This is a genomic window from Pseudomonas sp. GL-B-26, from assembly GCF_019947405.1.
Lineage (GTDB): Bacteria > Pseudomonadota > Gammaproteobacteria > Pseudomonadales > Pseudomonadaceae > Aquipseudomonas.
Map to the genome: position 1 here is coordinate 19,497 of NZ_JAGYGJ010000053.1, position 25,537 is coordinate 45,033.

General features: G+C 57.1%; 20 protein-coding genes and 1 pseudogene. 14 read left to right on the top strand and 7 right to left on the bottom strand.

Translation table 11 applies throughout. From position 1 onward, the window contains the following. Nucleotides 1-10: 10 nt before the first annotated feature. The gene (locus tag KGB23_RS25750) at nt 11-2,692 is read right to left on the bottom strand and encodes a dermonecrotic toxin domain-containing protein (RefSeq protein ID WP_223433075.1); all 2,682 of its coding nucleotides are present in this window, start codon (nt 2,690-2,692) and stop codon (nt 11-13) included. Between the two features lie 152 nt (nt 2,693-2,844). On the opposite strand from KGB23_RS25750, the gene KGB23_RS25755 reads away from it, so the two are divergent. After that, nucleotides 2,845-3,063, top strand: coding sequence for a DUF2970 domain-containing protein (locus tag KGB23_RS25755; protein WP_008154959.1), 219 nt, complete (start codon nt 2,845-2,847; stop codon nt 3,061-3,063). Here the strand turns inward: KGB23_RS25755 and KGB23_RS25760 are convergent. Then, nucleotides 3,060-4,133, bottom strand: coding sequence for an ABC transporter substrate-binding protein (locus KGB23_RS25760; protein WP_223433076.1), 1,074 nt, complete (start codon nt 4,131-4,133; stop codon nt 3,060-3,062). The genes KGB23_RS25755 and KGB23_RS25760 overlap by 4 nt on opposite strands. A 525-nt stretch (nt 4,134-4,658) precedes the next feature. Between KGB23_RS25760 and KGB23_RS25765 the strand changes: the two genes are divergently transcribed. Both KGB23_RS25765 and KGB23_RS25770 read left to right on the top strand, forming a co-directional pair. Continuing rightward, nucleotides 4,659-6,317: a nitrite/sulfite reductase gene (locus tag KGB23_RS25765; protein ID WP_223433077.1), complete on the top strand. Its 1,659-nt coding sequence runs from the start codon at nt 4,659-4,661 to the stop codon at nt 6,315-6,317. Next, nucleotides 6,301-6,795, top strand: a complete 495-nt coding sequence (locus tag KGB23_RS25770; RefSeq protein WP_111449837.1) for a DUF934 domain-containing protein — start codon at nt 6,301-6,303, stop codon at nt 6,793-6,795. Before KGB23_RS25765 ends, KGB23_RS25770 begins: the two co-directional genes overlap by 17 nt. A 70-nt stretch (nt 6,796-6,865) precedes the next feature. Here KGB23_RS25770 and KGB23_RS25775 read toward each other — a convergent pair whose 3' ends face one another. Together KGB23_RS25775 and sohB are read right to left on the bottom strand one after the other, a co-directional pair. Beyond that, on the bottom strand, nt 6,866-10,696 hold the full coding sequence (locus tag KGB23_RS25775; protein ID WP_223433078.1) for a leucine-rich repeat domain-containing protein: 3,831 nt from the start codon (nt 10,694-10,696) through the stop codon (nt 6,866-6,868). Between the two features lie 200 nt (nt 10,697-10,896). Further along, a complete protein-coding gene (gene sohB / locus KGB23_RS25780) occupies nt 10,897-11,922 on the bottom strand; it encodes a protease SohB (protein WP_150655640.1) in 1,026 nt (341 codons plus the stop codon). Nucleotides 11,923-12,261: 339 nt separating this feature from the next. Here sohB and KGB23_RS25785 point away from each other — a divergent pair, with 339 nt between their 5' ends. Beyond that, complete coding sequence (locus KGB23_RS25785) at nt 12,262-12,984, top strand: hypothetical protein (RefSeq protein ID WP_223433079.1); 723 nt, start codon at nt 12,262-12,264, stop codon at nt 12,982-12,984. 33 nt (nt 12,985-13,017) lie between these two features. Here KGB23_RS25785 and KGB23_RS30515 read toward each other — a convergent pair whose 3' ends face one another. Further along, entirely contained in the window at nt 13,018-13,239 is a 222-nt protein-coding gene (locus KGB23_RS30515; protein WP_411741510.1) for a gp19.5 family protein, read from the bottom strand. Between the two features lie 136 nt (nt 13,240-13,375). On the opposite strand from KGB23_RS30515, the pseudogene KGB23_RS25795 reads away from it, so the two are divergent. From KGB23_RS25795 to KGB23_RS25820, 6 genes and pseudogenes are all read left to right on the top strand, one after another. Then, nucleotides 13,376-14,529: pseudogene (locus KGB23_RS25795) on the top strand (polymorphic toxin type 44 domain-containing protein). Continuing rightward, nucleotides 14,492-14,917: a hypothetical protein gene (locus KGB23_RS25800; protein ID WP_223433080.1), complete on the top strand. Its 426-nt coding sequence runs from the start codon at nt 14,492-14,494 to the stop codon at nt 14,915-14,917. Before KGB23_RS25795 ends, KGB23_RS25800 begins: the two are co-directional and overlap by 38 nt. A 53-nt stretch (nt 14,918-14,970) precedes the next feature. Then, the gene (locus KGB23_RS25805; protein ID WP_223433081.1) at nt 14,971-15,399 is read left to right on the top strand and encodes a hypothetical protein; all 429 of its coding nucleotides are present in this window, start codon (nt 14,971-14,973) and stop codon (nt 15,397-15,399) included. A gap of 818 nt (nt 15,400-16,217) precedes the next feature. Then, a complete protein-coding gene (locus KGB23_RS25810; RefSeq protein WP_150655639.1) occupies nt 16,218-16,928 on the top strand; it encodes a histidine phosphatase family protein in 711 nt (236 codons plus the stop codon). A 64-nt stretch (nt 16,929-16,992) separates the two neighbouring features. Continuing rightward, nucleotides 16,993-17,307 carry an SCP2 sterol-binding domain-containing protein gene (locus KGB23_RS25815; RefSeq protein ID WP_008015934.1) on the top strand — a complete coding sequence of 105 codons (315 nt, stop codon included), beginning with the start codon at nt 16,993-16,995 and terminating at the stop codon, nt 17,305-17,307. A gap of 307 nt (nt 17,308-17,614) precedes the next feature. After that, on the top strand, nt 17,615-19,462 hold the full coding sequence (locus KGB23_RS25820; protein WP_223433088.1) for an amidohydrolase: 1,848 nt from the start codon (nt 17,615-17,617) through the stop codon (nt 19,460-19,462). 124 nt (nt 19,463-19,586) lie between these two features. On the opposite strand, the gene KGB23_RS25825 is transcribed toward KGB23_RS25820, so the two are convergent. Further along, the gene (locus KGB23_RS25825) at nt 19,587-20,558 is read right to left on the bottom strand and encodes a zeta toxin family protein (RefSeq protein ID WP_223433082.1); all 972 of its coding nucleotides are present in this window, start codon (nt 20,556-20,558) and stop codon (nt 19,587-19,589) included. A 425-nt stretch (nt 20,559-20,983) separates the two neighbouring features. Here KGB23_RS25825 and KGB23_RS25830 point away from each other — a divergent pair, with 425 nt between their 5' ends. From KGB23_RS25830 to KGB23_RS25840, 3 genes are all read left to right on the top strand, one after another. Next, nucleotides 20,984-21,847, top strand: a complete 864-nt coding sequence (locus tag KGB23_RS25830) for a LysR family transcriptional regulator (RefSeq protein WP_033061633.1) — start codon at nt 20,984-20,986, stop codon at nt 21,845-21,847. 106 nt (nt 21,848-21,953) lie between these two features. Continuing rightward, entirely contained in the window at nt 21,954-23,099 is a 1,146-nt protein-coding gene (locus KGB23_RS25835; protein WP_223433083.1) for an SRPBCC family protein, read from the top strand. Further along, nucleotides 23,096-24,184, top strand: coding sequence for an SMP-30/gluconolactonase/LRE family protein (locus tag KGB23_RS25840; RefSeq protein WP_223433084.1), 1,089 nt, complete (start codon nt 23,096-23,098; stop codon nt 24,182-24,184). The genes KGB23_RS25835 and KGB23_RS25840 overlap by 4 nt, the downstream gene beginning before the upstream one ends. Nucleotides 24,185-24,313: 129 nt before the next feature. Here KGB23_RS25840 and KGB23_RS25845 read toward each other — a convergent pair whose 3' ends face one another. Then, the gene (locus tag KGB23_RS25845) at nt 24,314-24,556 is read right to left on the bottom strand and encodes a DUF465 domain-containing protein (protein ID WP_046048501.1); all 243 of its coding nucleotides are present in this window, start codon (nt 24,554-24,556) and stop codon (nt 24,314-24,316) included. A gap of 217 nt (nt 24,557-24,773) precedes the next feature. Between KGB23_RS25845 and KGB23_RS25850 the strand changes: the two genes are divergently transcribed. Continuing rightward, nucleotides 24,774-25,295, top strand: coding sequence for a DUF4142 domain-containing protein (locus tag KGB23_RS25850; protein ID WP_150655635.1), 522 nt, complete (start codon nt 24,774-24,776; stop codon nt 25,293-25,295). Nucleotides 25,296-25,537 lie beyond the last annotated feature (242 nt).

A 25,537-nucleotide genomic window follows, 5' to 3' on the forward strand; every position in this document is an offset into this window, starting at 1 on the left:
TTCAGCCGAGTCACCCGGGCGCGCGCACGCCCCTTGAGCAACAGACTGGTGGGAAGTCGGCCGGTTTGTTTGATGTGCAGCCGTTCCTTGGCGGTGGCATTGGCCAGGACTCCTTGCGCCGCGTCCGTCGATAGACTGGGGAAAGTACGCTGCAGCGCCTGAATTTCACGCGTTGTTGCCTTGGAATCCTGGCTGAGTGTGTCGAACAATGAGGTTTTGTTGCCCGAAAGGTGGTCGCCAAGCTGTTGTCGAAAAACCGTTTCACGCTCTGCCTCGACCCGTGCACCTTCACCCCCAGCAAGCGAACGATTTCTTCCTCCTCCAGTGCCGCAAGCACTCGTTCGGGCAATTTCCCGGCAGACACATCCTCACGGGAAATCCTGATGCTCGGCTTCACGGGTGTCGACGCCTCACCATAGCGGGACGAAGCACCGCTCAGGCTTGCATTGTCGAACACGTCGATCACCCGCCCCTGCGGCCAACGCGGCATATTGATCACGTGTGGCAAGATCGCGTTGTAGCGGCTGTCCGGCACCGGCTGATCGAGACGAATCTGTTCAATCATTTCATTGAGCTGACGGTCGATTTGAAACTGCCGCAACGTGTCGGATAACGCTGATGGCAAGCGCAGGTTATCCGTATGGATCTTGCGCAACGCGTCGTCGTTAACGCCGCTGATATCGGCGATTTTCTCCAGCGTCGCCGCGTCAATACCGTCGGTGACCGGGCCAAGACGTCGTAACAAGGTGGCACGATCCCACCCCAGCGGGCGCTCGAAACGATGGCGCCACGCGCCCTCACCGTTGTGTTCAAGAACGGGGGAGTAAGCGTTCGGGTCCGTCGGGTGTTTGAAACGCCATTTGTTCAGCGTGGGGTCGAAGGTTTTTTCGTAGACGTTACCGTCGAGCCTGATATAGGTCTTGCCGCCCACTTCATACTGCCCAAGCTTGTCGGGCTTGAGCCCCGCCGGCAAGACCCTGTCGCTCAGGTAAGGCGTCAAGCCAGGCCGCCACAACTGTTCGTTGCCAAACGGCAATTTGACCTTGACCAGGCCATCGACGATGGGTGTAGACAGCACTTTCGGCGCTTTACTGACAGCCGCGCCTACAGCCGCCATGAATGCCACGTTCACGGCCACCGACTTCAAATAACTCCAGGCCTGATCCGTGTCCCCGATGCTCCACGCTTCAACCCCGTGATAAATGTCTGTGGTCAGTTGCACAGCCATCACGGCCATCATTACCTCGCCCAGGCCGGGCACAAAAAAAGCCGCCACGTTGAGTATGTTCAGCCCCCACTCGGCATAGCGGGCGAGTCGTTCATACCAGGCGTCATGATCGACCTTGGCCGTCGGTACCGCCAGTTGCTCGGCTGTCTCCTTGAGGCGCGTCTGGTGCCGCGTGTACAGCTCGCCGAACAGCTCCGTGCCAAAAAATTCTTCACTGATATCAAGAGCCGGCTCGTCCCGGTAAACATTTTCGTAGATTCCGTCTATGTGCCCCAAGAGGGTTTCTTTACGGTGTGGGAAATCCGGGTTCCATTTGAGTGTTTGCAGAGCAGTCTTGATCTTGCCGAGGAACTTGCCCGCATCACCGTGAGGAATGAGCCTGAGGAAAGAGCGCTGGTAGTTCATATCGCGCAGCCTGTAGCTCAGGTCATTTTCAAAGGACTTGAGCGAGGCATATTCCATGACCGGCGCCACCGGATCGCCCGGAATACAGACGATGATCCGCGAGTCCTGGTAACCCAGTACGTCAAACAGGTTTACACCGGGATTGGTCCAGCTGAAGTTGACCTTTTTACCTTTGCGCCGGCTTGCGCCAATGACAAACAGCTCACTGACAGGCGACCCCAGCACATGCAACTGACTGCAAGTGACGCGCTCACCATCCAGTGTTGCCGATTTGTCGCCGTTGAGCACGGCCAGCAATGTGCTGTAGGCCGATGGCGTGATCAGCGATTTGAGGTGGGCGATATGGGCATGCACCCGCAGACTGTCCGCCCACGCGCCGAGCGTTTGGGTGCGCACGGTGGCCGCCCTGTCCGCGGCGTCAAACATCGCCGTCAGATGTTCCTGATACTGCTTGCCGATATCCAGTTCACGGCACAGCGAGGCGAAATCGGCGGGCTTTATCGGTAGCTTCTTGATCCTGTAGCGCGTTGAAGGGCCCTTTTGCGGATAGTCCCAACCGTAAGGTCCTCCTTGAGTTTCCAGAGAGGCAGCCCGCATACCTCGTTCAGCAATGACGTCATGTTCATCAAACGCCTGGTGTTCTTCAAAATTGCGCAGTGCCAATTGCAGCAGTGTCTGGTGAGTGATCAGCGAGCCTGCAAAGGGCTCGTAGAACCAGGTCTGCGCAACATCAACTTTCAACCCGAACTTTTTTTGCAACGCTGCTTCGAGCAACGGCTTCGCGAATTCGGTGACCCCTTTGAGCCCGGTGAGTGTTTTTGCCAGGGTTTCGTTGGCGGTTCGACTGCGCTTCTGGTCGTCCCGTACGGTTTGTCGTTGGTCGCTGGAGGCCTTCTGAAACCAGTCTGGCATGGCATTTTCGGCCAGGCCTCCTGGTGTTCTCGCCCGATCCAGAGCCTGGATGTTTGCCGGGGTCAGGTGGCGTATCCGATCGTGCAGCTTTTTTTTGATGAAATGGTTGTGAAGGCCCTTTTCCTGGGCCGTTGGGATTCCACTCATGTGGCAATACCTGATGCTGTTAAATGAAGCACCAGTCAATCAGCAGGTTTGTCGTCCAGGGCGGTACATATTTATACCGGGTAGCGCCTGGGGCGATCTTCTTTCCGTGGGTTGTCTATGCTTGTCTTACTCAAACGGCAGACGAGGGGTTTATGGACGATCCAGCCGACAACAAGCCGCCCACTTTCTGGCAGATGCTGCACAGCGTCATGGCGGCGGCGTTCGGGGTGCAGAGCGGGAAGAACCGGGCGCGGGACTTCACTCACGGCAAGCCCAGTCATTTCGTGATTCTGGGGATTTTGTTCACCGCGGTGTTCGCATTGACGCTGTACGGCATCGTGCAACTGGTGGTGCATCTGGCCGGGGTTTAGCGCATCAAGGTTTGCAGGCTGAACGGATAGCGATACGACGTCGACCGGCCCTTGGCTGAAAGACGGCGGAAGTTCACACCGTAATCCGGTGATTCCCCCATGGCCAGCAATCGCTTGGCCTGTGCCTTGTCGATCAATTGCAGCAACGGGATTTGCCGGTCTCGGCCGCCGTAATGGCTGAGATCCACACCCAGTTCAAGATCATGCAACTCCACCAGCGCCCAGCCGCCCAACGTGAAGTGCCCGCCCAACAGCACGCTGATGCGTCCGTCGACCTTCGCCTGTAACGCCGCCGGCGAGGTGTTGACCGCACTGAACAACGCATCCTTGCCGGGTATCCCACCCGTCTCCGAATACGCCTGCATGGCGCCAAACGCCATTTCGTCATTGGCTGACCACACCAGCGAGACCTTCGGATAACGCCGGAACAGCAGTTTGGCCTGTTCGTAGGCCCGTTCCCGGGTCCAGCCGCTGTAAACCAGTTGGCGCAAGCGCACTTCAGGGTGCTCGGCCAAGGCCCGCATCATGCCTTGCTCGCGCAGTTGCGCCGAAGGGGTGATCTTCAGGCCGGAAAACGCCAGCAACTCGATGACCTGACCGGGCGCCGCGGGCGGATGCTGGCGAATCAGTTCCTTGAGCATCAGGTAGCCACCCTCCTCATCGTTGGGCACCAGGCTGCCCAACTGATCAGAGCGATCCCGCAGCAGACTCTGCTGATTGGCCGTCAGCGAAGCGTTAACCATAAACAGCTTTACCCCGCTGCCCTGGGCCAGGCGAATGATCTGCGGGGCGACGTACTGTTCGTTGGCGAACACCAGATAGTCCGGACGATCAGGGCCTTGCAGCGCCTGACGCGCTTGCGCCAACGTGAGCTCCGGCATGCGTCGGGAATAGAGAATTCGCAGATCGATGCCCAGATCCGTGGCTGCCGCCTGCATGAATTGCGAATAGCTGATCCAGAAGGCTTCGTCAGTCTTTCCAGGGCTCAGGAACAATACCGATTCCGCGCGCACAACGGGGCCGTAAACTGCGCCAAGCATCAGCAGGAATGAGTAGAAAAACTTCAACATTGATCGTTCGAGCCCCCCGGCAATTCGCCGCGCATTATAGCCAGCGAAGTCCCGGAAAACGGCGTTTATTCCGGTTATTGTCCGACAATCGTCGGTATGGGACCCGGACGAGGTCGGTTATTGATGACTGACCCAAAATACCGCAGTGCCCACGACCAGGATGATCAGGAACAGAATGGCCCAAGCATCGACCGTGCTATCGGGTTTTGACGTTTTGGTAGGGTTGCTCATTGCATCGCCTCTTGTCGGTTTTATCGGTGATTGCATAAAGACTCGAGCACAGTTAAGACGATGATTGCCCGCACCACAAATGTGGGTTTTAGCTCGTTGGCCTTCATTAGTCGTTTTGGTTCTTTACATATACTCAAACATCACTTTTGCGCATAACTGCAAACTGGTATCTTGCCCCGGCTCCGTTGGGAGTGCGCGGCCGTGCGCGCAGAATTGCCGAGGCAGTATCGGAAACTTCAGCAAGCGAAAAACGCAACTGGATCCGACCGGCCCAAGCCTGAGAACAGGACTTATATGTACGTATACGACGAGTACGATCAGCGGATCATCGAGGACCGCGTCAAGCAGTTCCGTGATCAGACCCGACGCTATCTGGCAGGCGAGCTGAGCGAAGAAGAATTCCGCCCCCTGCGCCTGCAAAATGGCCTTTATATCCAGCGCTTCGCGCCGATGTTGCGGGTGGCGGTGCCTTACGGCCAACTGACTTCGCGCCAGACGCGAATGATGGCCAGGATTGCCCGCGATTTCGACAAGGGCTATGCCCACATCAGCACCCGGCAGAACGTACAGTTCAACTGGCCGGCGCTGGAAGACATCCCGGACATCCTTGCCGAACTGGCGACCGTGCAGATGCACGCGATCCAGACCAGCGGCAACTGCTTGCGCAACGTCACCACCGACCAGTTCGCCGGTGTCGCTGCCGACGAGCTGATCGATCCGCGCCCGTGGTGCGAGATCGTCCGCCAATGGACCACGTTCCACCCTGAATTCGCTTACTTGCCGCGCAAGTTCAAGATCGCCATCAACGGTTCGACTTCCGACCGTGCGGCCATCGAAGTCCATGACATCGGCCTTGAGCCGGTGCACAACGCCGCTGGCGAGCTGGGCTTCCGTGTGCTGGTGGGTGGCGGTCTCGGCCGTACCCCGGTGGTCGGCGCGTTCATCAATGAATTCCTGCCGTGGCAAGACCTGTTGAGCTACCTCGACGCCATCCTGCGGGTCTACAACCGCTACGGCCGTCGTGACAACAAGTACAAGGCGCGGATCAAGATTCTGGTCAAGGCCCTGACACCTGAAGTCTTCGCGCAAAAAGTCGATGCGGAAATGGAGCACCTTCGCGGTGGCCAGACCACGCTGACCGAAGCCGAAGTGCATCGTGTGGCCAAACACTTCGTCGACCCCGAGTACAAGGCTCTGGACAACCAGACCTTGGCATTGGCCGAACTCGATAAAGAACACCCGGGCTTCGCGCGCTGGCGCACCCGCAATACCCTGGCCCACAAAAAGCCGGGTTATGTGGCCGTGACCCTGTCCCTGAAGCCGACCGGTGTTGCACCGGGCGACATCACCGACAAGCAACTCGATGCCGTTGCCGACCTGGCCGATCGTTACAGCTTCGGCCAGCTGCGCACGTCTCACGAGCAGAACATCATTCTGGCCGACGTTGAACAAAGTCAGTTGTTCGCGATGTGGGGCGAGTTGCGTGAGCAGGGTTTCGCCACGCCGAACATCGGCTTGCTGACCGACATCATCTGCTGCCCGGGCGGTGACTTCTGCTCCTTGGCCAACGCCAAGTCGATCCCGATCGCCGAGTCGATCCAGCGTCGCTTCGAAGACCTGGATTACCTGTTCGATATCGGCGAACTGGACCTGAACATCTCCGGCTGCATGAACGCCTGTGGTCACCACCACGTCGGCCACATCGGCATCCTCGGGGTGGACAAGAAAGGCGAAGAGTTCTACCAGGTGTCCCTGGGTGGCAGCGCCAGTCGCGACGCGAGCCTGGGCAAAATCCTCGGCCCGTCCTTCGCCCAGGAAGCCATGCCTGATGTGATTGAAAAGCTGATCGACGTGTACATCGAACAACGTACCGAAGACGAGCGTTTCATCGACACCTATCAGCGTATTGGCATCGACCTCTTCAAGGAGCGTGTCTATGCAGCGAATAATTAAGAACAACGAAGTCGTCGACGAAACCTGGCACTTGCTGCCCAAGGACTTCAACATCGACGAGATCAGCAACTGCGACGACTACATCGTCCCGTTGCAGCTGTGGCGCGAACACAGCCGCATGCTCAAGGCCCGCGATGGCGGCCTGGGCGTATGGCTGGATGCCGATGAAGAAGCGGAAGAAATCGGTGACGACGTGGAAAATTTCCAGGTCATCGCCTTGAACTTCCCGGCCTTCACCGACGGCCGCAACTACTCCAACGCCCGCCTGCTGCGTGACCGTTATGGTTTCAAAGGCGAATTGCGGGCAATTGGCGATGTGCTGCGCGACCAGCTGTTCTACCTGCACCGCTGCGGTTTCGACGCCTTTGCGATCCGCGCCGATAAAGACCCGTACGAAGCCCTTGAAGGTCTCAAGGACTTCTCGGTGACCTATCAGGCCGCCACCGACGAACCGTTGCCGCTGTTCCGTCGCCGCTGATCGTCAAACCTTGAACCCCTTCGCGGGGTTCAAGGCTCCCTCCTTGTACCGAACCCACGGATAAATCCGTTTAAAGGCCTGCGCGCTGTTCCAGCGCCCTGAAAGCCACCAATGGGTTTTCAAACCGTCCACGCCCCGCGCTCAATCGACTCCATACTGCGTCTGAAAGATCTGCCGCCTCCAAGAGTCGCCAGACTCGCGCCTGAATCGACAGATAACTGACCTGAAAGTCGGCGATCAGGCTCAGCCTGTCTATTACGCCTAAAAACCGCGTACCGGAGGGCTTACCTGCCAGCCGCTGCCAAAGGGCCTGTCGGGACTGTTGCAGCGGCTCGTCGCAGTCTCGTAGCCACACAATCGGCTGTCCATAGTCAGCACTTGGCGCGCTCAGCCATAAATTGATTCCCGTTTGCTCACGATGACTGATCAGTCGGCGCAGCGTGTCCTCGTCCGTCAGTGGATTACCCCACAGCTGCACACGCTCCACCGAGACGGCCTGATTCATCACCGCGGGCGGAACCCGGGTAATGCGGTTATCACGCAAATCCAGTGAGATCATGTAGGGCTCATCTCTGATGCCGATCGGGCACCGGGTAATCTGGGTGTCGCTCAGGTTCAGCTGACGCAAGTCATTCATCCCGAGCAGCACGGGAGGTACGCTCAATGGGTTTTCACTCAGGTCCAGCGTGTGAAGCCTGACCAACCCGGTCAACTGCGACGCCGTCTCTTGGGTGAACACCAGGCCCGTGGCCCTGAGATTCAGCGACGTGAGATGAGTCAGGCTGAACATGGCCGTCGGCAGAAAGGTCTGCGCCCTACCCTCGGCGTCGAATTGAGTCAGCTCGGCACTCTCAAGATTCAAGGTCTGCAGATTCGGAAAACACTCGAGGAACCCACTCAAGGTTTCACGCTCGGTTACATGGAAGTGCGGCATCGACAACTCGACGACCTCGTTGAACCGGATGTTCATGACCGGCAATCGATGATAGTCCTCGCCCGCCAGGTCGAGCTTGAACCCCACAAGCTGTCCGCCTGAATAGACGCGCTGATCTTGCGATGCCCGCTTTTGCCAGAGGGCGATCAGCTCGTCAGCCAGCTCGGTCCTGGTTTCACGCTCGTAGTGCATGGTGTTCCGAACCATGTCCGCGTTATGTTCTTCAATCTGCTCATCAGTCAGCCCCTGTGCCTCGTTGTCAGCTTCGTTCAGGAAGGGAATGTCCATGTCCTCAATGTCTTCCGCCACCTGATCGATCCAGCCACTCAAGTCAATGTTGAGCTGCTGAAACTGTTGCTTCAGCTGATCGATGTGTACCTGAGCATTGCCACCAGCACGCTGTAACAGTTCATCTGCTTCAGCGTTCGAGAAATCCGGATAAAGCTCCTTGAGCTGCAACCTCATCATCTCGTGCGTCAACCCTTCGGCCTGCGGCGTACCGGGGTAGCCGCCACCGCGCAGCCCTTGCGCCTCAAAGGGCAGACCGGAATCCATCCTGCCCAGACCGAGCACGAGTTCGGATCGAGGCATTGCCCGCTCGCCGACTTTCAGCCGCAACTCGCGGGCCGGATCGAGCGATGAAAGTTGCAGCCCCTCACGTTCGTCCCCGGACAAGATTTCCAGGACCACTTCATAAAAGCCCGTTGGCACATCGCGACTCTGGTAACGGTTTCCCACCTTGATCAACCGTCGAACACTGGCGGCGTCAAACGCACCGCTACGATCCAGAACACGGCCAGCGAGGGAACTGTCGTGCACCTCAATTCGAAGGCTTTTTGGCCATCCGGGGAGATTTTTGAGGGAATGCAGGGCCAGTGTGTCCGACTCCGGGCTAACCACCGACCGAAGGTACAAGCCTTCATAGGCACGATTGAACCGCACATGTTGTTGATACTGGCGGGCCTTGCTGTCGAGACGGCCGAATGATTGCCGGACCTGAGCCGCCTCGGGCGGACTCTGGATGTCTATTCCATAGCGGTCGAGCATCTGCTCAATGGCGCTTTTGGGCAGGCCGGGGTATTGGCGCTGAAACAACCGGCCCCATTCATGTTCCGAGTGCTGAAGCGCTTCGTAACGGCTGTTGAACAGTTCGACTCGCTCGCCCTGTGCCACGGTAGTTTGCCCGAGCTCCTGATCAATCCTGAAACGGCTGATCGTATCGGCCAGCAAAGGCGTCGGCGGGCGCCCGGCCTGCATCAGTCGCAGCATGTCGTCATCGACTGTACTGACCTTGCCGATCTGCGCCAGCATTTCATCGCTGAAAGACGCCACCGACGGGCCGATTCCGCGCAGAAGTTCCACGCGGGTCGGCAGTATCAGGTTCGATAGTCCGGGAGTCGGGGCAACGGCCAGATCCGGCGTCGGTCTGGCAACCTCCTCCCTCGGCGCTACGCCAGGTTCGTGCACTCTCTCGGCAATGGCACCGGCCTCGGTAGCTTCACTCTTGAGCGCCACGCCTGCGCCTGCCAGCGGCAGCGCATTGAGCAAGCCAAACACCGTGCGGGTCACGCCCGACGCTCGATCACTCGATGTTGCGCCGTTGACGGCCTGATCAAGGCCATACCCGGCGTCGATGATACCGGCCAGCACCAGCAATCCTTCACCACCGGGCACGAACAACGCCAACGGACCGAAACGGTTGATCCACTGCACGACCGGTTCGACGACGGCACTCAAGTTGTCCCGGTTGACCTGCGCATCGTCACGAATGGTTTTGACACTGGCCCGGGAGGCCTCCTTCATGGTCAGAACCAGCTGGGCAAACGGATCGATGCCTGATGGCGAGTCATCGAAACCGATGTATCCGGCCGGTTCCCAAAGGCCGTCATCGTTGAAGAACCCCGCCTCTTTCCTCAGCCTGTGTACCTTCGGGTAGACCGCCATGCCATCCAGCGCCGTCAACACACCGGCATGGAAAGTGCCGTCCTTGCGATCGTCCTCGGCGAAGTGGGCGGCCAAGGCCTGTTTTGTATCGTCATGCCTGCCCTGCTTCACAACCCATTGATGCAATTGCCCGGAATCGTCAAACAGGTGCAAGGGCGACGAGTTGCCGGGGATGTACAACAGAATCCTGCCGTCGGGGTCACGGTAGCCCCAGATATCTTCCGCGGTGTAGCGATAAAGCTTCAGGCGTCCCGTCTTGAGCATCGCGGGCACCCTGGTGGGCGTCTGCAGTTGTTCGACCGTCAGCGTTGCCCATGCCTGATCCGACGGCAGCCCTGCCGCCTGCATGGCCAGCTCGCTCCCCTTTGGGGTCAGACTGTTCTCATGCTGCTGCAGCAAAGCGGCCATGACGAAGGCCGCTTTGGCCGAGGTTTTCAGCGCATGGGGTCTGGGGGCGACAATCACTTCATCCGATGGCCAGGCTTGATCGAGGTAAGCCTGATATCGGTCCTGGAGATTCAGTTCCCAGACCCATTTCTTGAAATCGGCGGGCCTCACGGCGATCTGGGTCAGCGGTCCGTAGCGCTGCGGAACGGTTCGGCGATAAATGCCTTCGTAGGAATGGTGATAGTCATTACCGGGCTCGGCCAACTCATCGACGTGTTCCGTAACAACGATGGACGGCCCGACATCGGGTGGCGTGTACAAGCCAAACGCTGTTTCGCCGAAACGCCCGTCGCCCACGGTTTGATAGTTGGAAATCAGCACCTGCGCCAGGGACATGGAACTCGCCACCCGCCCCTGATGGACGCCGTTCTGCGCAGAACGCCCGACGTAGTCGTAATCGAGTGTCACCAGCTGCGCTGTCGTCGGGTCAATGTCTTGACCCCACTTCTGCTTGATCAGGTGTCCGCCAAACTGGCCGGGAGTCTGCGGCAGCGCGGCATCCACAGCGGACTTCAGCTCTTCGCGCATGCCGGGAAAGGTCGGTGCATTGTCGTCTTTGTGAGGGTAGTCGGTCATGGTGCATTCCATTGCAAGCGTTTCAGGAACACCACCCTAACTGACCACGGATCAACCGGAAGCGGGAGCGATCGACAATGACCTCAGGAAAATTCGCAAACACCGGAAGGAAAACGTATGGACTTAAAACCCGCAAAAAAAAATGAAACCGGGGGAGATATCCACGGTTTCATTTTTTTAACGATGATGCTTTTTGAGTATTACCAGAAGCGTTGCTGGGTCAACCGGCTCCACCAGCTCAATAGCACACGATCGACCGAGCCGCTGGCCGCCATGCCAATGCGCTCCTGCAAGCTTTTACGTTCGGCGTAGTGCAAGTGGTACAGCTCGGACTTCTTCGCACGTTCGGCGAGGTATTCATCGCTGGTCTTGAGTTCGTCCACCAGTTGCTTGTCCAGCGCGGCAACACCGAGCCAGATTTCACCAGTGGCCACTTCGTCGATGGCCAGTTGCGGGCGATAGCGCGAAACGAAGTTCTTGAACAGCTGGTGAGTGATGTCCAGGTCTTCCTGGAACTTCTCGCGGCCCTTCTCGGTGTTTTCGCCAAACACTGTCAGGGTGCGTTTGTATTCGCCGGCGGTCAGCACTTCGAAGTCGATGTCGTGCTTTTTCAGCAGGCGGTTGACGTTAGGCAACTGGGCCACAACGCCGATCGAGCCGAGGATCGCGAACGGCGCGCTGATGATCTTCTCGCCGATGCACGCCATCATGTAGCCGCCGCTGGCCGCGACCTTGTCGATGCACACGGTTAACGGCACACCGGCATCACGGATACGCGCCAGTTGCGAGGACGCCAGGCCGTAGCTGTGAACCATGCCGCCGCCGCTTTCAAGGCGCAGCACCACTTCATCCTTGGGCGTGGCGAGGGTCAGCAGCGCGGTGATTTCATGGCGCAGGCTTTCAGTGGCCGACGCCTTGATGTCGCCGTCGAAATCCAGCACGAACACCCGAGGTTTGGCTGCCTCAGGTTTTTTCTTTTGCTTTTTCTCGGATTTAGCCTCGACCTTGCGCAAGGCCTTGAGCTGGTCCTTGTCGAGCAAGGTTTGCTCCAGGCGTTCGCGCAGTCCTTTGTAGAAATCATTGAGTTTGCTGACTTGCAACTGGCCGACCGACTTGCGCCGACCTTTGCTGCGCAATGCCGCGAAACTGGCCAGGACCACCAGAATGGCGATCACCAGTGTCACGGTCTTAGCCAGAAAAACTGCGTACTCGGCAAAAAACTCCATAAGGCTTCCAATGAGGCATGAGAGGCCCATTCTACGGACATCTTTCGACGTATGTCTAACGCTGTTGTTACAGAGTTCTAACACTTTGTGACACCGCCGAGGCCCCAAAATGCCTGACTTCCAGAGGCCTGCGAGCTCGCGCTAAGGACCCCACGCAGGCGCACGATAAGGCTCAGGCGCGAGGGCCCCACGGGGGACTTTGGGACCATAGAAGCACTGAGGTGGTCATTCAGATTTTTCTGTCAGATTCTCAAAGGCATCCATCACGAGTTGAAGGCCCCCACTGCGACTGTCACTCGATCTACACTGGGCGCATCTACCAGCGATGAGGCGAGTCCTATGCAGCTCACCGAAAAACAGAAGATCGAGAAGAAATACTTCGACTTGTTCAGTAAACACTATGAGCTGCCACTTGGAACCGTTGAGCACGGCGACAAGCCTGATGTGGTAATTCTTGGCGAGAACAACCAGAGTACGCTTGGGATAGAGATTGCCCACCTCTACATAAAGGATGGTGATGTTAAGGATAGCGAACAACTTCAGAGCGTTAATCGACTCAAGGTGATCGACTCAGCTGAAGAAATCTACCTATCGCGTGGCGGGCGCAAGATCGCGCTTTATGTAGGATTCTGCGAATTGAATCTGATTAAACCAAAACGTATTAAACAAATCGCGAAAGACCTGGCTTCGTATGCTTTGGAAATTTCAACGCTATCAGATGGGTATCTAAGCTGTTGGCCCCTCGACGCCACACCGGAGATAGGCTATCTCTCTCACGATGGAAATGAATATCCCAAATGTAGATGGGAGCTGTCGCAGACCTTCCGCACGCCGCTCTTATCAGTGACACGAGTGAAGGATGTAGTCGCGCGGAAAGCCGCAAAGGCTCAACAATATGCTCCATGTGAAGCCACTTGGTTATTGCTCGTTGTTGAGTTTTGGGACCCTGCACAAGATCAGTTAATTTATTGGCCCGCAGACGAGAGCGTTGGGGAGACCCCTTTCGATCGTATTCTCATCTACAAGACTGGCTTCACTGAGGTCATTGAGGTAAGGCAGTGAATCCGCGAGGCCCCTGCCAGAATCGCCACGAAGTCACTCGGCGCAGCCTCCAAGTAGAACGCAGACGACATCCCCAAGGGCTTCGGCCAAAGGACCACCTTGAGCAGCTCCCAGAGTGACAAGGAGCAAACCAAGAAATCGATAGGTGACACGATGGGTAGCCAGAGTGCGGAGTACAGCAACACAGGTCTTCCACCGTGTAGTCATCGCATAGCCCTCCTTGAGCTGTAGGGTTAGGTGGACGATAACCACCATCTCTGAGGGCCTCTAATACTCAAATCCAACTTTGGGGTTTCTCCTACAGACCCGCCCTTCCGTTTCCGGTAGCCTCCCGCGAGCCAGCATATGACTGGTTCATGACCATGGATGAAAGACGCAAGGACGATGCAAAATGATTTCTTCTGCTCGATTGGGTGACAAACACGTCTGCCCATTGCCAAGCCACGGCACTACCCCTATCGCCTCTGCATCTGCTGACACCAACATCAACTTTATGGGCTCTGCCCGAGTTGGCGATACCTGTGGGTGTGGCGCAGTCGTCACCACCGGCTTTCCTTCTATTCAAGTGAATGGCCGTCCAATGGCCCACTTAGGGAGCCCTACCAGTCACGGTGGGACAATCATCTCGGGGTCAGGCGATGTCGGTGGTGGCTTTGTCATGGGTGACGCTGGCGGTGCAACCATCATCAACTTTATGGCCCTCGGAGCATTCCGGCCAGATGGCTCTATAGACGAGACGACGAGAAGATGGCGACCTTGTTGGCTGACCCTAAGCTCGTAGAGAAAGCCACAGCGGCGAACGCTTTGGTAGATCCCAAGGCAGCCTCTAAGCAGCCGGATGCGAAGCCTGAGCCAAAAGCTCAACCTGCCGTCTGTAAAGACCCTGACATGATGGAGGAGCTGGCGAGTTACATTGCTGGCGAGATAAATACCAACATCCATCACCCCTCCGTCTTGAAGATGAAAGAACTGCTCAGCTATGACGTTGCGGAAGAAACGCGCAAGCAAATGGAGCTGCCTTGGTACGCCCAAATCGGAACGACCAGCCCTCAAGCTATTAGTGCTGCAAATGTGGCGGCAGCTATGGGGCTTTGGACTGAGCGAGTTGGCCAAGGCCGTAAGTGGGACCACAAAGTGGAGCTGGCAAAGAAGTACGACGGCGTCGTGTACCACAAACAGGGTGACTACGATTATTTCTATGACATTTGGTCGAACATTCACTACGGCTACGTGGGACGAGCTGGAGGCCTTTCGGAAAGCGCCCTATCCGACGGTGCGGGTCTTGAGCAGATCGCGTCCGAATCCGTCAGGAAGATATTTGATTGGGGTAAACGGCAGTGGCCCCATGCGGCCGAAGGTGTCGATGGGTTGAGGGCTTACGACGACGACCAGGACCGTATATCAATCAGTATCGGGATCAAACTATTCGCCGAACATCCTAACGGGGGAATTACCGCTCAGATGATCATGGAAAAAGTTCTTGCAATTAAACCAGAGGATTGGGGAGATGGCACTCGTGTCCACATTTGTAAGAAAGCTGAGTAAACGACGAGTAGTAACCCTACTCCTGCTTGCATTACTTGTATTTTGGTATGTGACGTTGCCGAGAGTAGTCGTCAATTACCCCAAGGATGGAAAGGATGAGCTGCGCTATATCTGGAACACCCAGCACCGTATTGACAAAGGAGGCATTCTCCCCGGCCAAGGGACAGCAGATATTGGTCACATCTTCCCCGATAAGGATTTCTTCATGATGTTCGATTGGTGGTCAAACAAGGGGCTTCGGAGGTGCATCGCCATCACGCCGAAATGGGGAACAACAACAGAAATTAACCTTGATGAAACAGGCAGGATCGACACCGCGAAAACTTCCGCTGACGTTATTACTCGTTTGAAACCATGCAAGGGGGAACTTGACCCTTTCCGCCCTTAAGCAAATATGACCAACAAGCAAAGAGTTTCACGCGGTGACGGAGCACCACAGCAATGAAATGGCGCAAGCGACGTCTCGAACTACGTGATTTCGGTTTGGCCCTGTACCTACTTAGCCTCGTGCTGCCAGCGGTGTGGCAAGAAGATGATAACTGGCTGCATGGAACACTCACCCAAGACACTTTGCCGGGATCGTGTGCATTCATCATGGGGTTTCTGTCAATCGTCTACGGTTACGCCGCTTGGTTAGCAAACCCCTTGCTCATCGCCGCCTACCGCACCCGGACCGCCAAGCGCAGCCTAATCTATGCCTTACTCGCATTAATGGCAGGACTGTCGGTGCAATTGCAGCACGCTACTTGGTACGACGAAGACGGCAGGCTCACCGTTATAGGGTATACCTATGGCTATTACGTCTGGTTGCTTGCCTTTGCCTGGATGGCCAGATTGGCTGTTCGTGATAGGTATAAGGATTGGCGATAATCATCAGACAGAGCAGCCTCAGCGTTATCTATACGAGGGTTCCTGAAAGAGTAACCTCTAGCCCCCTCTGCTTTTAGTGGGGGTATTTGCAGGCCGTACAGATGGGGCCTCTCAGAGGTGGTCATTTTGAAAAATAAGGGAACCCGTTAAGGTCCCCTTTGAAGCCACAGCGATTTACTTCGTGGTGTCGATGCCCCACCGCTCAAACATCTCAACGGTCGCTCGCTGGCTCATAGGATCGTTGGGGATTACCCCCCGGAATCCGTTGAAGATGTCTGTACGGTACTGCAGGGCCATGTCGGGACTGTTAATGGTTCCTGCAAGGTTGTATCCGACCTGCGCAGCACTGCTAACCAAGCCAGCCGCTGGGACCTGCTTCAGGGCACCTGTAAGAATTTCACCGGACTTGTCGAGGTCACTCAGGCCGTACAGCCATGCTTTCTCCTTTGGGTCCCTCTTTTGCTACCTCAGGAAGAATCGAAGTTCGCACCATCGCCGCCTGATCAAAGCCCAATGGTGCAGCCACGATGTTAGCCAGGCCAAAGGCAGTTCCGAGGTACGACCCGCGCGTCAGAGCCGCATAGGCAATCATGTTGGGATCAAGTCAGTTGGCAAAAAACTCCACAGGGACTCCTTTAATACGATGCGCTGCAAAAATGCGCGCGAGATACCTCCAGCGCCGCCCCGTCGGCCAGCCGTGAAACCTCTGGCAACAGCCCTGTAACGGGCATTTCAAACAAGCGTATGTTTTTTCATTGACAGCTCACCGTCATCCTCATAACCTCGCCGAACCTTCAACGTACCGGGATGACGCGGACGTGGGCAGTATCTATTTGATTCGACATGGCCAGGCCTCCTTTGGTGCAGACGACTATGACGTTCTGTCGCCGACCGGTATTCGCCAGGCAGAAGTCCTCGGCCAGCACCTCGCCGAGCTGGGTATCAGCTTCGATCGCTGCCTCTCGGGCGATCTGCGCCGCCAGCAGCACACGGCCAACAGCGCACTGGAACAGTTCGCTGCGGCAGGCCTGCCGGTTCCCGTCCTGGAGATCGATTCCGCTTTCAATGAGTTCGACGCCGATGCGGTGATCCGCGCGCTGCTGCCGGCCATGTTACCGGACGAACCCGAAGCGCTGCACATCCTGCGCAATGCCGCGCAAAACCGCGGTGAGTTCCAGCGCATCTTCGCCCTGATCATCGAACGCTGGCTCGCCGGCACCTATGACACACCGGGCCTGGAAAGCTGGCTGGGGTTTGTCGAACGGGTGCAGGCCGGTCTGCAGCGAATCCTCGAAAGCGCCGACAACACCCAGAAAATCGCCGTGTTCACCTCCGGCGGCACTATCACGGCCCTGCTCCATCTCATTACACAAATGCCTGCCAGGCAGGCGTTTGAACTGAACTGGCAAATCGTCAACACCTCGCTCAACCTGCTGAAGTTTCGCGGTCGCGAGGTGGCTCTGTCTTCTTTCAACAGTCATGCGCACCTGCAACTGTTGAAGACCCCGGAACTCATCACGTTTCGCTGAGTCCGGACTATTGTGACCCTGGCTGTATTCACCCAGCTCTAATTACCCAAGAAAGGATCGAACCATGACCTCCGTAGCTGATGCCGTACAAGCAATGAAAGCCAAGTTCAACCCAGCCGCTGCTGCCGGCCTGGACCTGGTATTCGGTTTCCGCATCGACGACACCAAGAACTTCTCGCTGATCGTCAAGGACAGCACTTGCGAGCTCCAGGAAGGCGAAAACCCGGACGCCCAGGTGACTCTGGTCATGGACGGCGAAACCCTGGAAGGCATCGTCGACGGTTCGACTGACGGTATGCAAGCGTTCATGGGCGGCAAACTGCGCGCTGAAGGCGACATGATGCTGGCCATGAAACTGTCCGAGCTGTTCCCGAGCTAAGCGCGCCGCTCCCGACCTTCGGGAGCACGCCTTGCCGCAAACGAATCCCGTCCCTCGAGGCGGGATTCGTCGTTTTTCACCATTGGAAAACGGCTACCTGTGGATTTGCCGTCTATATTCCTTCTGGCCGCATGCGTCAGACATCGGCTGTTTGCCTTCGCTTTTTTATGAAGAGCCTTTACGCGGAGCACTGCCCATGAGCCCACCTGACGACCACGACGGAATTAACCGCCGACGTGTACTGCAAGGCCTTTCGGCAGGTGCCGTCGGTGCCTGGATCAGCCCGCTAATCGCAGGGAGTAAAACCATGCCCGACGCCCCCGCCGACCTCATTCTGTACAACGGACGCCTGCATACCGTCGATCGCAAAAAACCCCAAGCCAGCGCCGTCGCGATCAAGGACGGACGCTTCGTGGTGGTCGGCAGCGATGCCCAGGCCATGGCCCTGCAAGGCCCCGGCAGCCAAATTATCGACCTGCACGGCCGCACGGTGATTCCTGGCCTCAACGACTCGCACCTGCACCTGATCCGTGGTGGCCTCAACTACAACCTCGAACTGCGCTGGGAAGGCGTCCCCTCCCTGGTTGACGCGCTGCGTATGCTCAAGGATCAGGCGGACCGCACGCCCACGCCGCAATGGGTGCGGGTAGTCGGTGGCTGGAACGAATTCCAGTTCGCCGAAAAACGCCTGCCGACGATTGATGAACTGAACAAGGCCGCGCCGGATACCCCGGTGTTCGTCCTGCACCTCTATGATCGCGCACTGCTCAACCGCGCCGCGTTGAAGGTGGTCGGCTATACCCGTGACACGCCGAATCCGCCAGGTGGCGAAATCCAGCGCGATGCCAATGGCGACCCGACGGGCATGCTGATCGCCCGCCCCAACGCGATGATTCTTTACTCGACCCTGGCCAAAGGGCCGAAACTGCCACTGGAATACCAGGTCAACTCCACCCGCCAATTCATGCGCGAACTCAATCGCCTGGGTGTCACCAGCGCCATCGATGCTGGCGGCGGATATCAGAATTATCCAGACGACTATCAAGTCATCCAGCAACTGGCCAAAGACCAACAACTCACGGTGCGCATTGCTTACAACCTGTTCACACAGAAACCCAAGGAAGAGCTGACCGACTTCAAGAACTGGACCAGCACCTCCCACTACGGTCAGGGCGATGACTTTCTACGGCACAACGGTGCCGGGGAAATGCTGGTGTTCTCGGCGGCCGACTTCGAGGACTTTCTCGAACCCCGCCCGGACCTGCCGCAAACCATGGAGCAAGAACTGGAACCGGTGGTCCGCCATCTGGTAGAACAGCGCTGGCCGTTCCGTTTGCACGCCACGTACAACGAATCCATCAGCCGCATGCTCGACGTGTTCGAGAAGGTCAATCGCGACATTCCGTTCGACGGATTGCCGTGGTTCTTCGACCACGCCGAAACCATCACCCCGCAGAACATCGAACGGGTCAAGGCCCTCGGTGGCGGCATCGCGATCCAGGACCGCATGGCATTCCAGGGCGAATACTTCGTCGACCGTTATGGCGCCAAGGCTGCCGAAGCCACGCCGCCCATCGCTCGTATGCTCGCCGAAGGCATTCCGGTCGGCGCCGGCACCGATGCCACGCGCGTCTCCAGCTACAACCCCTGGACTTCGCTGTACTGGCTGATCAGCGGTCGCACCGTCGGTGGTCTGGCGCTGTACCCGCAAGGCTTGAGCCGCGATACCGCGCTGGAACTCTTTACCAACGGCAGCGCCTGGTTTTCCTCCGAGCAAGGCAAAAAAGGCAAGATCAAGGTCGGGCAACTGGCGGACCTGATTGCGCTGTCGGCGGATTACTTCCACATCGAGGATGAAGCAGTCAAATGGATCGAATCGGTACTGACCATCGTTGACGGCAAGATCGTCTACGGCAGCGTCGAGTTTGAAAAACTCGGGCCGCCTCCCGTCCCGGTGGTGCCTGAGTGGTCGCCCGTTGCCAAAGTACCGGGCCATTGGAAACCCCTGGCGCCGCTGACGGCGCAGGTTCATCAATGCGTCGGGGCTTGCGCGGTGCATGCGCACAGTCACGAGAGAGCGAGACTGTCGGCCGCGCCGGTCAGTGACTTTCAAGGTTTTTGGGGGGCGTTTGGTTGTTCGTGTTTCGCCTTTTAGAAAAAACCCATAAAAAAGCCGGAACTCATTTGCAGTTCCGGCAATCACGTTCGACAGTTTAATCATCAACGAGTACGGCGCTCAAAACGAACCGTTTATTTTTATACGATGGCTTTCCTGTGTATTAACGAATGGCGTATTTAAGAATGTAAGAATAGAGGTTGTTCACTGCCAACTCCGCATCCATCCGATCCAGCTGAAGAGTACCCGCCAGAGCAGCGTGACATTCAAGCACCATCTTTTCACGACCATAACGGTGAAAGATCGCTCCATCGGCAATATCGGAAAACGCCTTGTATACCCCGAACAGGACAGCACCGGACGTGTATTCAATACGTACCTGATTTATGGCCACCGGCACCGAAACACTCCCGTTGTGTATCGGCTGCGGCGTCAACTCCCCGACTTTTACGCACTGACTGCGGCAAATCTGCCTGCTTCTTTTATCGGTACCAAAGTTACGGTCATACAACGTAATTTCCGAACCTTGTACCTTGGAACAGGCTTCTTCGAAGGCAGTCAGCACCGCCTTGGCATTCGCCATGCCCGCATCTATGTCCCGTAGCGAAACGAAGCGTTCCAGCTTGTTCCCCTTCACGCTGTCCAGTGCCCGCACGATGGTCGACACGTGCGCAAAATCTTTTTTGCTCGCGATGACATGAACCTCATACTCATAGAGACAAGCATGCTCACCCGTTTGAAAACCAGCAAACTCACGGGTTTCAAGGCCAGCCTCCATGATAATGCTGTACTTGTCTTCAAGGGACTTATCAAAGATCATCGCCCCCAGATCCCTGACAAACGCTTCAGTCTGCTTGTAGGCATATACCACGCCATGCTTCTCGATCTCGTCGTAGTGCGGATGACGGGTGCGATATTCAGGCTCGTACAGCGGGACGTAATTTGAATAACGGGAAGTTTTGAGCAACTCATTGAGCAAATGCGTTTTACCCGCGCCCTCCACGCCAACGACCACCAGCATCTTTGGCACAGATTCATCGTCCGCACCTGGCGTTCTGGACGCGAACAACTCTTCTTCCATTTCATGGAAAACTTTTTCTACATCCTGTTTCGTATAAGCATATTTATTCGACACTGGCTGAAATTCCTTTTCAGTTGAAATAAGTCCTTTAAATAATCATGACTTCGACACGGTAAAAGTTATTGACAATCGCCGAAGCCATTCAAAAGACAACTCAAGCTAAAACCATTTTGTTACATCGAACAACCAAGAAGATCATGCAAAACATTTCAAAAAATCGTCAACCGTAACTCCGGAAAAACCCCCTACAGAGCAAGCAGCAATGGACTACCTAACACACATCATCAAGTATCGCACTCAGCGAAACTTCATCGCCGCATCAACGAATCCCCCTATGCTCAACTTGACAAAATCCCTTCCAGAAACACCCTGTTTCTTATAAACCAATGACGCCATTTCAAACTCGAAGACCGGCCTGCGAGGTATCCGTTGCCAGCCCCTGCTCTTACAATGCCTGCACCTCCGACACCGGCCGCCCCATGGACATCGATCTCGCCCGCACCTTTCTGGAAATCGTCCGCCACGGCAGCCTTGCCGCAGCCGCCGAAAAACTCCACGTTACCCAGACCGCGATCACGGCGCGGGTACAGAAACTCGAAAGCCAGCTAGGCAGTACGTTGTTCGTGCGCAACCGCGCCGGTGCACGCCTGACGCCTAACGGTGAAGCCTTCGTGGTCTACGCCAATCAACTGGTCGAAACCTGGGAAGCGGCGCGACGGGACTTGCCGTTGCCCGAGGGTTACCGCGACGTGTTGCACATCGGTGGCGAGGTCAGTCTGTGCAACCCGCTGATGCTCAGCTGGGCCGGTGCGCTGCGCGAGAAGATCCCCAGCCACGCCCTGCGCATGGAAATCCGTGACGGTGAAAACCTGCTGCGCCAACTGGAACTGGGGGTTCTGGATGCGGCGCTGGTTTACCAGCCCGAGTATTGGCCACGCCTGCAAGTCGAACAGGTGCTGGAAGAAAAACTGGTCCTTATCCGCCTGGCGGCAAGACCCGATCCCTACGTGTACATCGACTGGGGCCCGGACTTCCGCCGCCAGCACGATGCGGCCCTGCCGGAAAAAGCCAAAGCCGCATTGAGCTTCAACCTCGGCCCACTGGGCTTGCAGTACATTCTGGAAAACGGCGGCAGCGGCTACTTCCGCACCCGGGTGGTCCAGAGCTATCTGGAAAGTGGTGTGCTGGAGCAAGTGCCTAAAGCCCCGGAGTTCAGCTATCCGACTTATCTGGTTTACTCCCGCGACCGCGACTCGGCGACCTTGCAACGAGCCTTCGACCTGCTGCGCGAAGTGATCAAATCCGACGATGACTGGTCGCAACGCTGGAACCCGCTGACCTGAATCCGGTTTGCACCGAAGCATGGCGGTTGCGTCCTCAAGGTTAGGCCAGCCAAAACGCCGGGATCGTCTAATCTGCTGGAGATAACAAAAACAACAGGTGAACGCAGTGAGGCAGACCACCGAAGCATTCCGCGCCCGCTACCGCGCCGACATTCATCCGCTCTACAACCCATGGCTGCACGGCGCTTTTGTGTTGCTGTTCGGGTTGCTGGCCATCGGCGGATTCTGGAGCACCGTACACCAGGTGCAGCCACTGGAATGGCTGGCGATGCCGTTGACGTTGTTGTTCTTCAACTTCGGCGTGTACATGGTCCATCGACACCTGGGGCATCACAAAAAAAACTTCGCGCGAATGTTCTACGCACGCCATGCCGGCGACCATCACAGCTTTTTCGCCCCCGGCCACATGACCTACGACAGTGTCCGGGACTGGCGGGTGATTCTGTTTCCAGCCTGGCTGATCGTGTTGCACACGGTCGTCATCACCCTACCCGTCTGGTGGCTGCTTGAGCAGTTCGATACCAACGTCGCCGGGTTGTTCGGCGGCTGCCTGGTCCTCGGCTACCTGACCTATGAAGTGTTCCATGCCTGCGAGCACCTGCCAGCGGAGAACCCCGTCACACGCTTGCCATGGATCCGCCAGATGCGCCGCCTGCATGAACTGCATCACCGTCGTGAGCTGATGCAGGAACGCAATTTCAATATCGTTTTTCCGCTGATGGACTACCTGTTCGGCACCCTCTATTGGGAACCGGAGCCGACGGATCTGCACCCGACGAGAACGACCATGACCCGCATGCAGCATCAGATCGACATTGCTGGAGACCCGATTGACGTGCTCGCCTATGCCAGCACCGTGGCCCGTTGGCCGGAGTGGCATCCCTCGTCCCTCAAGGTCGATGGCCAGAGCGGTCCGCTGCATGCCGGGGGGCGGTTCGAGGAAGACATCAAGGCGGGCGGGCGTGAGGGACACCTGCATTGGGAGGTTAACGAATACCTGCCAGGACGCCGCTGGAGTGCCTGGGCCCATGACGATCACGGGTTGTCTTTAGTGGTGACTTACGAGTGCGAGGCCCGGGGCGATGGCACACGCTTTGTGCGCACCCTGGAGTATCAGTTCAGCGGCCTGGCGATGCGCATTGCCAATCGACTGCTGCTCAAGCGGCGCATCGATCGTGAGTCGGCGGCGTCGATGCTGGCGTTGCGCGAGATGGCGCAAAAACAATTGGCCCCGGCAGGAGTCGGCGCATGAGTCGAACCGTCAAGTTTCGCCATCTGTTGTTGCTGATAATCGTTGCCATCGGCGCTTTTCTGCTGCTGATGCCGACCAAGGTTCAGCCGGTGGCCTGGACACCGACACCGGCACCCTCTCTCACCAGCGGCATCTACGCCGACAATCAGCGCCTAAAAGGCGTGGAGCGCGTCGGCGCCGCAGATATCGACGGGCCGGAAGCGTTGCTGCTGGAGGAAAACGTTCTCATCACGGGTTTGCATGACGGCCGACTGATCCGTACCAGCCTCGACGGCAAGGTCACCAAGGTCCTGGCCGATACGGGCGGCAGACCCTTGGGCCTGGCCCGTCATCCCAATGGTCTGCTGGTGATTGCCGACGGGGTCAAGGGCTTGCTGTCACTGGATGCCCAGGGCCGATTGATTGCATTGACCACGGCGGCCAACGGCGTGCCCTTCGGTTTCACCGACGACGTGGCGATCGACAAATCCGGGCACTACGCCTATTTCAGTGATGCCTCCAGCCGCTTTGGCTACGGCAGTGACGGCGAAGCGATCATCGAGCATGGCGGCGATGGCCGCTTGCTGCGTTATGACTTCCAGACCGGCAAAACCGCGGTCCTGCTGGATAAGCTGGAATTCGCCAACGGCGTGACGCTGGGACCGGACGATGCCTTTGTATTGGTCAACGAAACGGGCGCCTATCGTATCAGTCGTTACTGGCTGAGCGGGCCCAAAGCCGGCACCCGAGATCTATTCATCGACAACTTGCCAGGGTTGCCGGACAACCTCGCGTTCAATGGCCGCGACCGCTTCTGGGTGGCGCTTTATGCACCGCGCAACGCATTGCTCGATGCCACCGCACCGCATCCCTTCGTGCGCAAAATGATCGTGCGAGCCATGACTGTCCTGCCTAAACCGGTGGAGAAACGCGCCTTCGCGCTGGGCCTGGATCTGGACGGTAAAGTCATCGCAAACTTGCAGGACGGTAGCCGCGACAACTACTCGCCAATCACTACCGTTCGCGAGTATGGGGATTGGTTGTATTTCGGGTCGTTGAAGGCCAGACACATGGCGCGATTGCCGTTGAGTACCGCGCTGGATTGATGGTGGTGCGTTCGGTCATGGGGCACCTCGCATGGAGCCGTAAATTCGGACTCTGAACATTCGAGGTGCCGGTATTTATCGCCGTTCCAATTTTTCAGTCACCGGTCGTCGGTGACCAGACAGGGCGCGTCAGGACGGCGTCTGGAGTCGATCAACGATCTTTTGCTTAACCTCCACGCGCTTCGCCTTGAGCTTCTTCAATGCGTCATCACTGGGCGCATCCGATTTTGCGGACTCAGCCTTTACGACCTCGGCATCCGCCTGCGAATACTTGTTGATCAGTGAATCCAGTAACGGATCCTTGGTGCGTTTTTGCTGGATATCTTCCTTTGAAAGCTTGAGATCCTGATAAAGGTCGTGTGGCACCGGCATGGAACACCTCCGTTTGTTGATCGGAGGCAAACGCGATCAATTGCGTTCACCAACTATCAGAATGGCCTCGGTTAGCCCGTTCTGTCGACCGCCTATCAGACCAGCGGTGCCCGTTCGTCGCCCTGCCGCAAACGCAATAAAACCTTTGCCCGCTCGTCGGCCTCCACACGTTAACGATCAATCGATCGCCCATGAAAACCTGTGTGGAGAAAAACCAATGGACGGACTTACCCTGCGCCACCTCACGTTGGCCGTTGCCTTGAGCACCAGCATGGGCACGGCTTTCGCCGCCACTTCCAATGACTTCGTCGACAGCGCGGCCGCGGGCGGTATCGCGGAAGTCGAAACGAGCCGACTGGCCCTGGAAAAAAGCTCATCGGCGGACATCAAGGCATTCGCCAACATGATGATTACCGACCATTCCAAGGCCAACGATGAACTGGCGGCGCTGGCGAAAAAGAATGACATCGAGGTACCGGACAGCACGACGCTGGTCAAACAGGCAAAAGAGAAAATCCTCGACTTGCGCGATGAATCCTTCGATGCGGCCTACGCCAACAATCAGGTGAAGGCTCACGAAGACACTATCGAACTGTTCAAGAAAGAAGCCAACACGGTGACGGACGACAGAACCAAAGGCGCCACGGACTTGAAAGGTTTCGCGCAAAAAATGCTGCCAGCGCTGAAGAAGCATCTGGATATGGCGAAAAAACTCCAGGCTGCTCATCCGAGCAAATAACCCTTGTCTAGTCCTGAAACAGGTTTACACCTGTTTCACCCCAACGCCCGATGCACCGCATCGGGCGTTTTGTATTTCAGGGACAGGGTTCCATCGCAAGGCCGAATCAAAATCAAAAGATCGGGCCGCGTTCGGACGATCTTTTGATTTAGCCCAGGGTTCTGGCCAAAAAGGGTGCCGTCCGGCTCTTTTTACTCTTGGCCACTTTCTGCGGCGTGCCGCTGACGACAATCTTCCCGCCC

Excerpts from the sequence above, each read along its gene's own strand:
- KGB23_RS25750 (WP_223433075.1), bottom strand. The coding sequence starts at position 2,692 with ATGAGTGGAATCCCAACGGCCCAGGAAAAGGGCCTTCACAACCATTTC.
- KGB23_RS25755 (WP_008154959.1), top strand. The coding sequence starts at position 2,845 with ATGGACGATCCAGCCGACAACAAGCCGCCCACTTTCTGGCAGATGCTG.
- KGB23_RS25760 (WP_223433076.1), bottom strand. The coding sequence starts at position 4,133 with ATGTTGAAGTTTTTCTACTCATTCCTGCTGATGCTTGGCGCAGTTTAC.
- KGB23_RS25765 (WP_223433077.1), top strand. The coding sequence starts at position 4,659 with ATGTACGTATACGACGAGTACGATCAGCGGATCATCGAGGACCGCGTC.
- KGB23_RS25770 (WP_111449837.1), top strand. The coding sequence starts at position 6,301 with ATGCAGCGAATAATTAAGAACAACGAAGTCGTCGACGAAACCTGGCAC.
- KGB23_RS25775 (WP_223433078.1), bottom strand. The coding sequence starts at position 10,696 with ATGACCGACTACCCTCACAAAGACGACAATGCACCGACCTTTCCCGGC.
- sohB (WP_150655640.1), bottom strand. The coding sequence starts at position 11,922 with ATGGAGTTTTTTGCCGAGTACGCAGTTTTTCTGGCTAAGACCGTGACA.
- KGB23_RS25785 (WP_223433079.1), top strand. The coding sequence starts at position 12,262 with ATGCAGCTCACCGAAAAACAGAAGATCGAGAAGAAATACTTCGACTTG.
- KGB23_RS30515 (WP_411741510.1), bottom strand. The coding sequence starts at position 13,239 with ATGGTGGTTATCGTCCACCTAACCCTACAGCTCAAGGAGGGCTATGCG.
- KGB23_RS25800 (WP_223433080.1), top strand. The coding sequence starts at position 14,492 with ATGGCACTCGTGTCCACATTTGTAAGAAAGCTGAGTAAACGACGAGTA.
- KGB23_RS25805 (WP_223433081.1), top strand. The coding sequence starts at position 14,971 with ATGAAATGGCGCAAGCGACGTCTCGAACTACGTGATTTCGGTTTGGCC.
- KGB23_RS25815 (WP_008015934.1), top strand. The coding sequence starts at position 16,993 with ATGACCTCCGTAGCTGATGCCGTACAAGCAATGAAAGCCAAGTTCAAC.
- KGB23_RS25820 (WP_223433088.1), top strand. The coding sequence starts at position 17,615 with ATGCCCGACGCCCCCGCCGACCTCATTCTGTACAACGGACGCCTGCAT.
- KGB23_RS25830 (WP_033061633.1), top strand. The coding sequence starts at position 20,984 with ATGGACATCGATCTCGCCCGCACCTTTCTGGAAATCGTCCGCCACGGC.
- KGB23_RS25840 (WP_223433084.1), top strand. The coding sequence starts at position 23,096 with ATGAGTCGAACCGTCAAGTTTCGCCATCTGTTGTTGCTGATAATCGTT.
- KGB23_RS25845 (WP_046048501.1), bottom strand. The coding sequence starts at position 24,556 with ATGCCGGTGCCACACGACCTTTATCAGGATCTCAAGCTTTCAAAGGAA.
- KGB23_RS25850 (WP_150655635.1), top strand. The coding sequence starts at position 24,774 with ATGGACGGACTTACCCTGCGCCACCTCACGTTGGCCGTTGCCTTGAGC.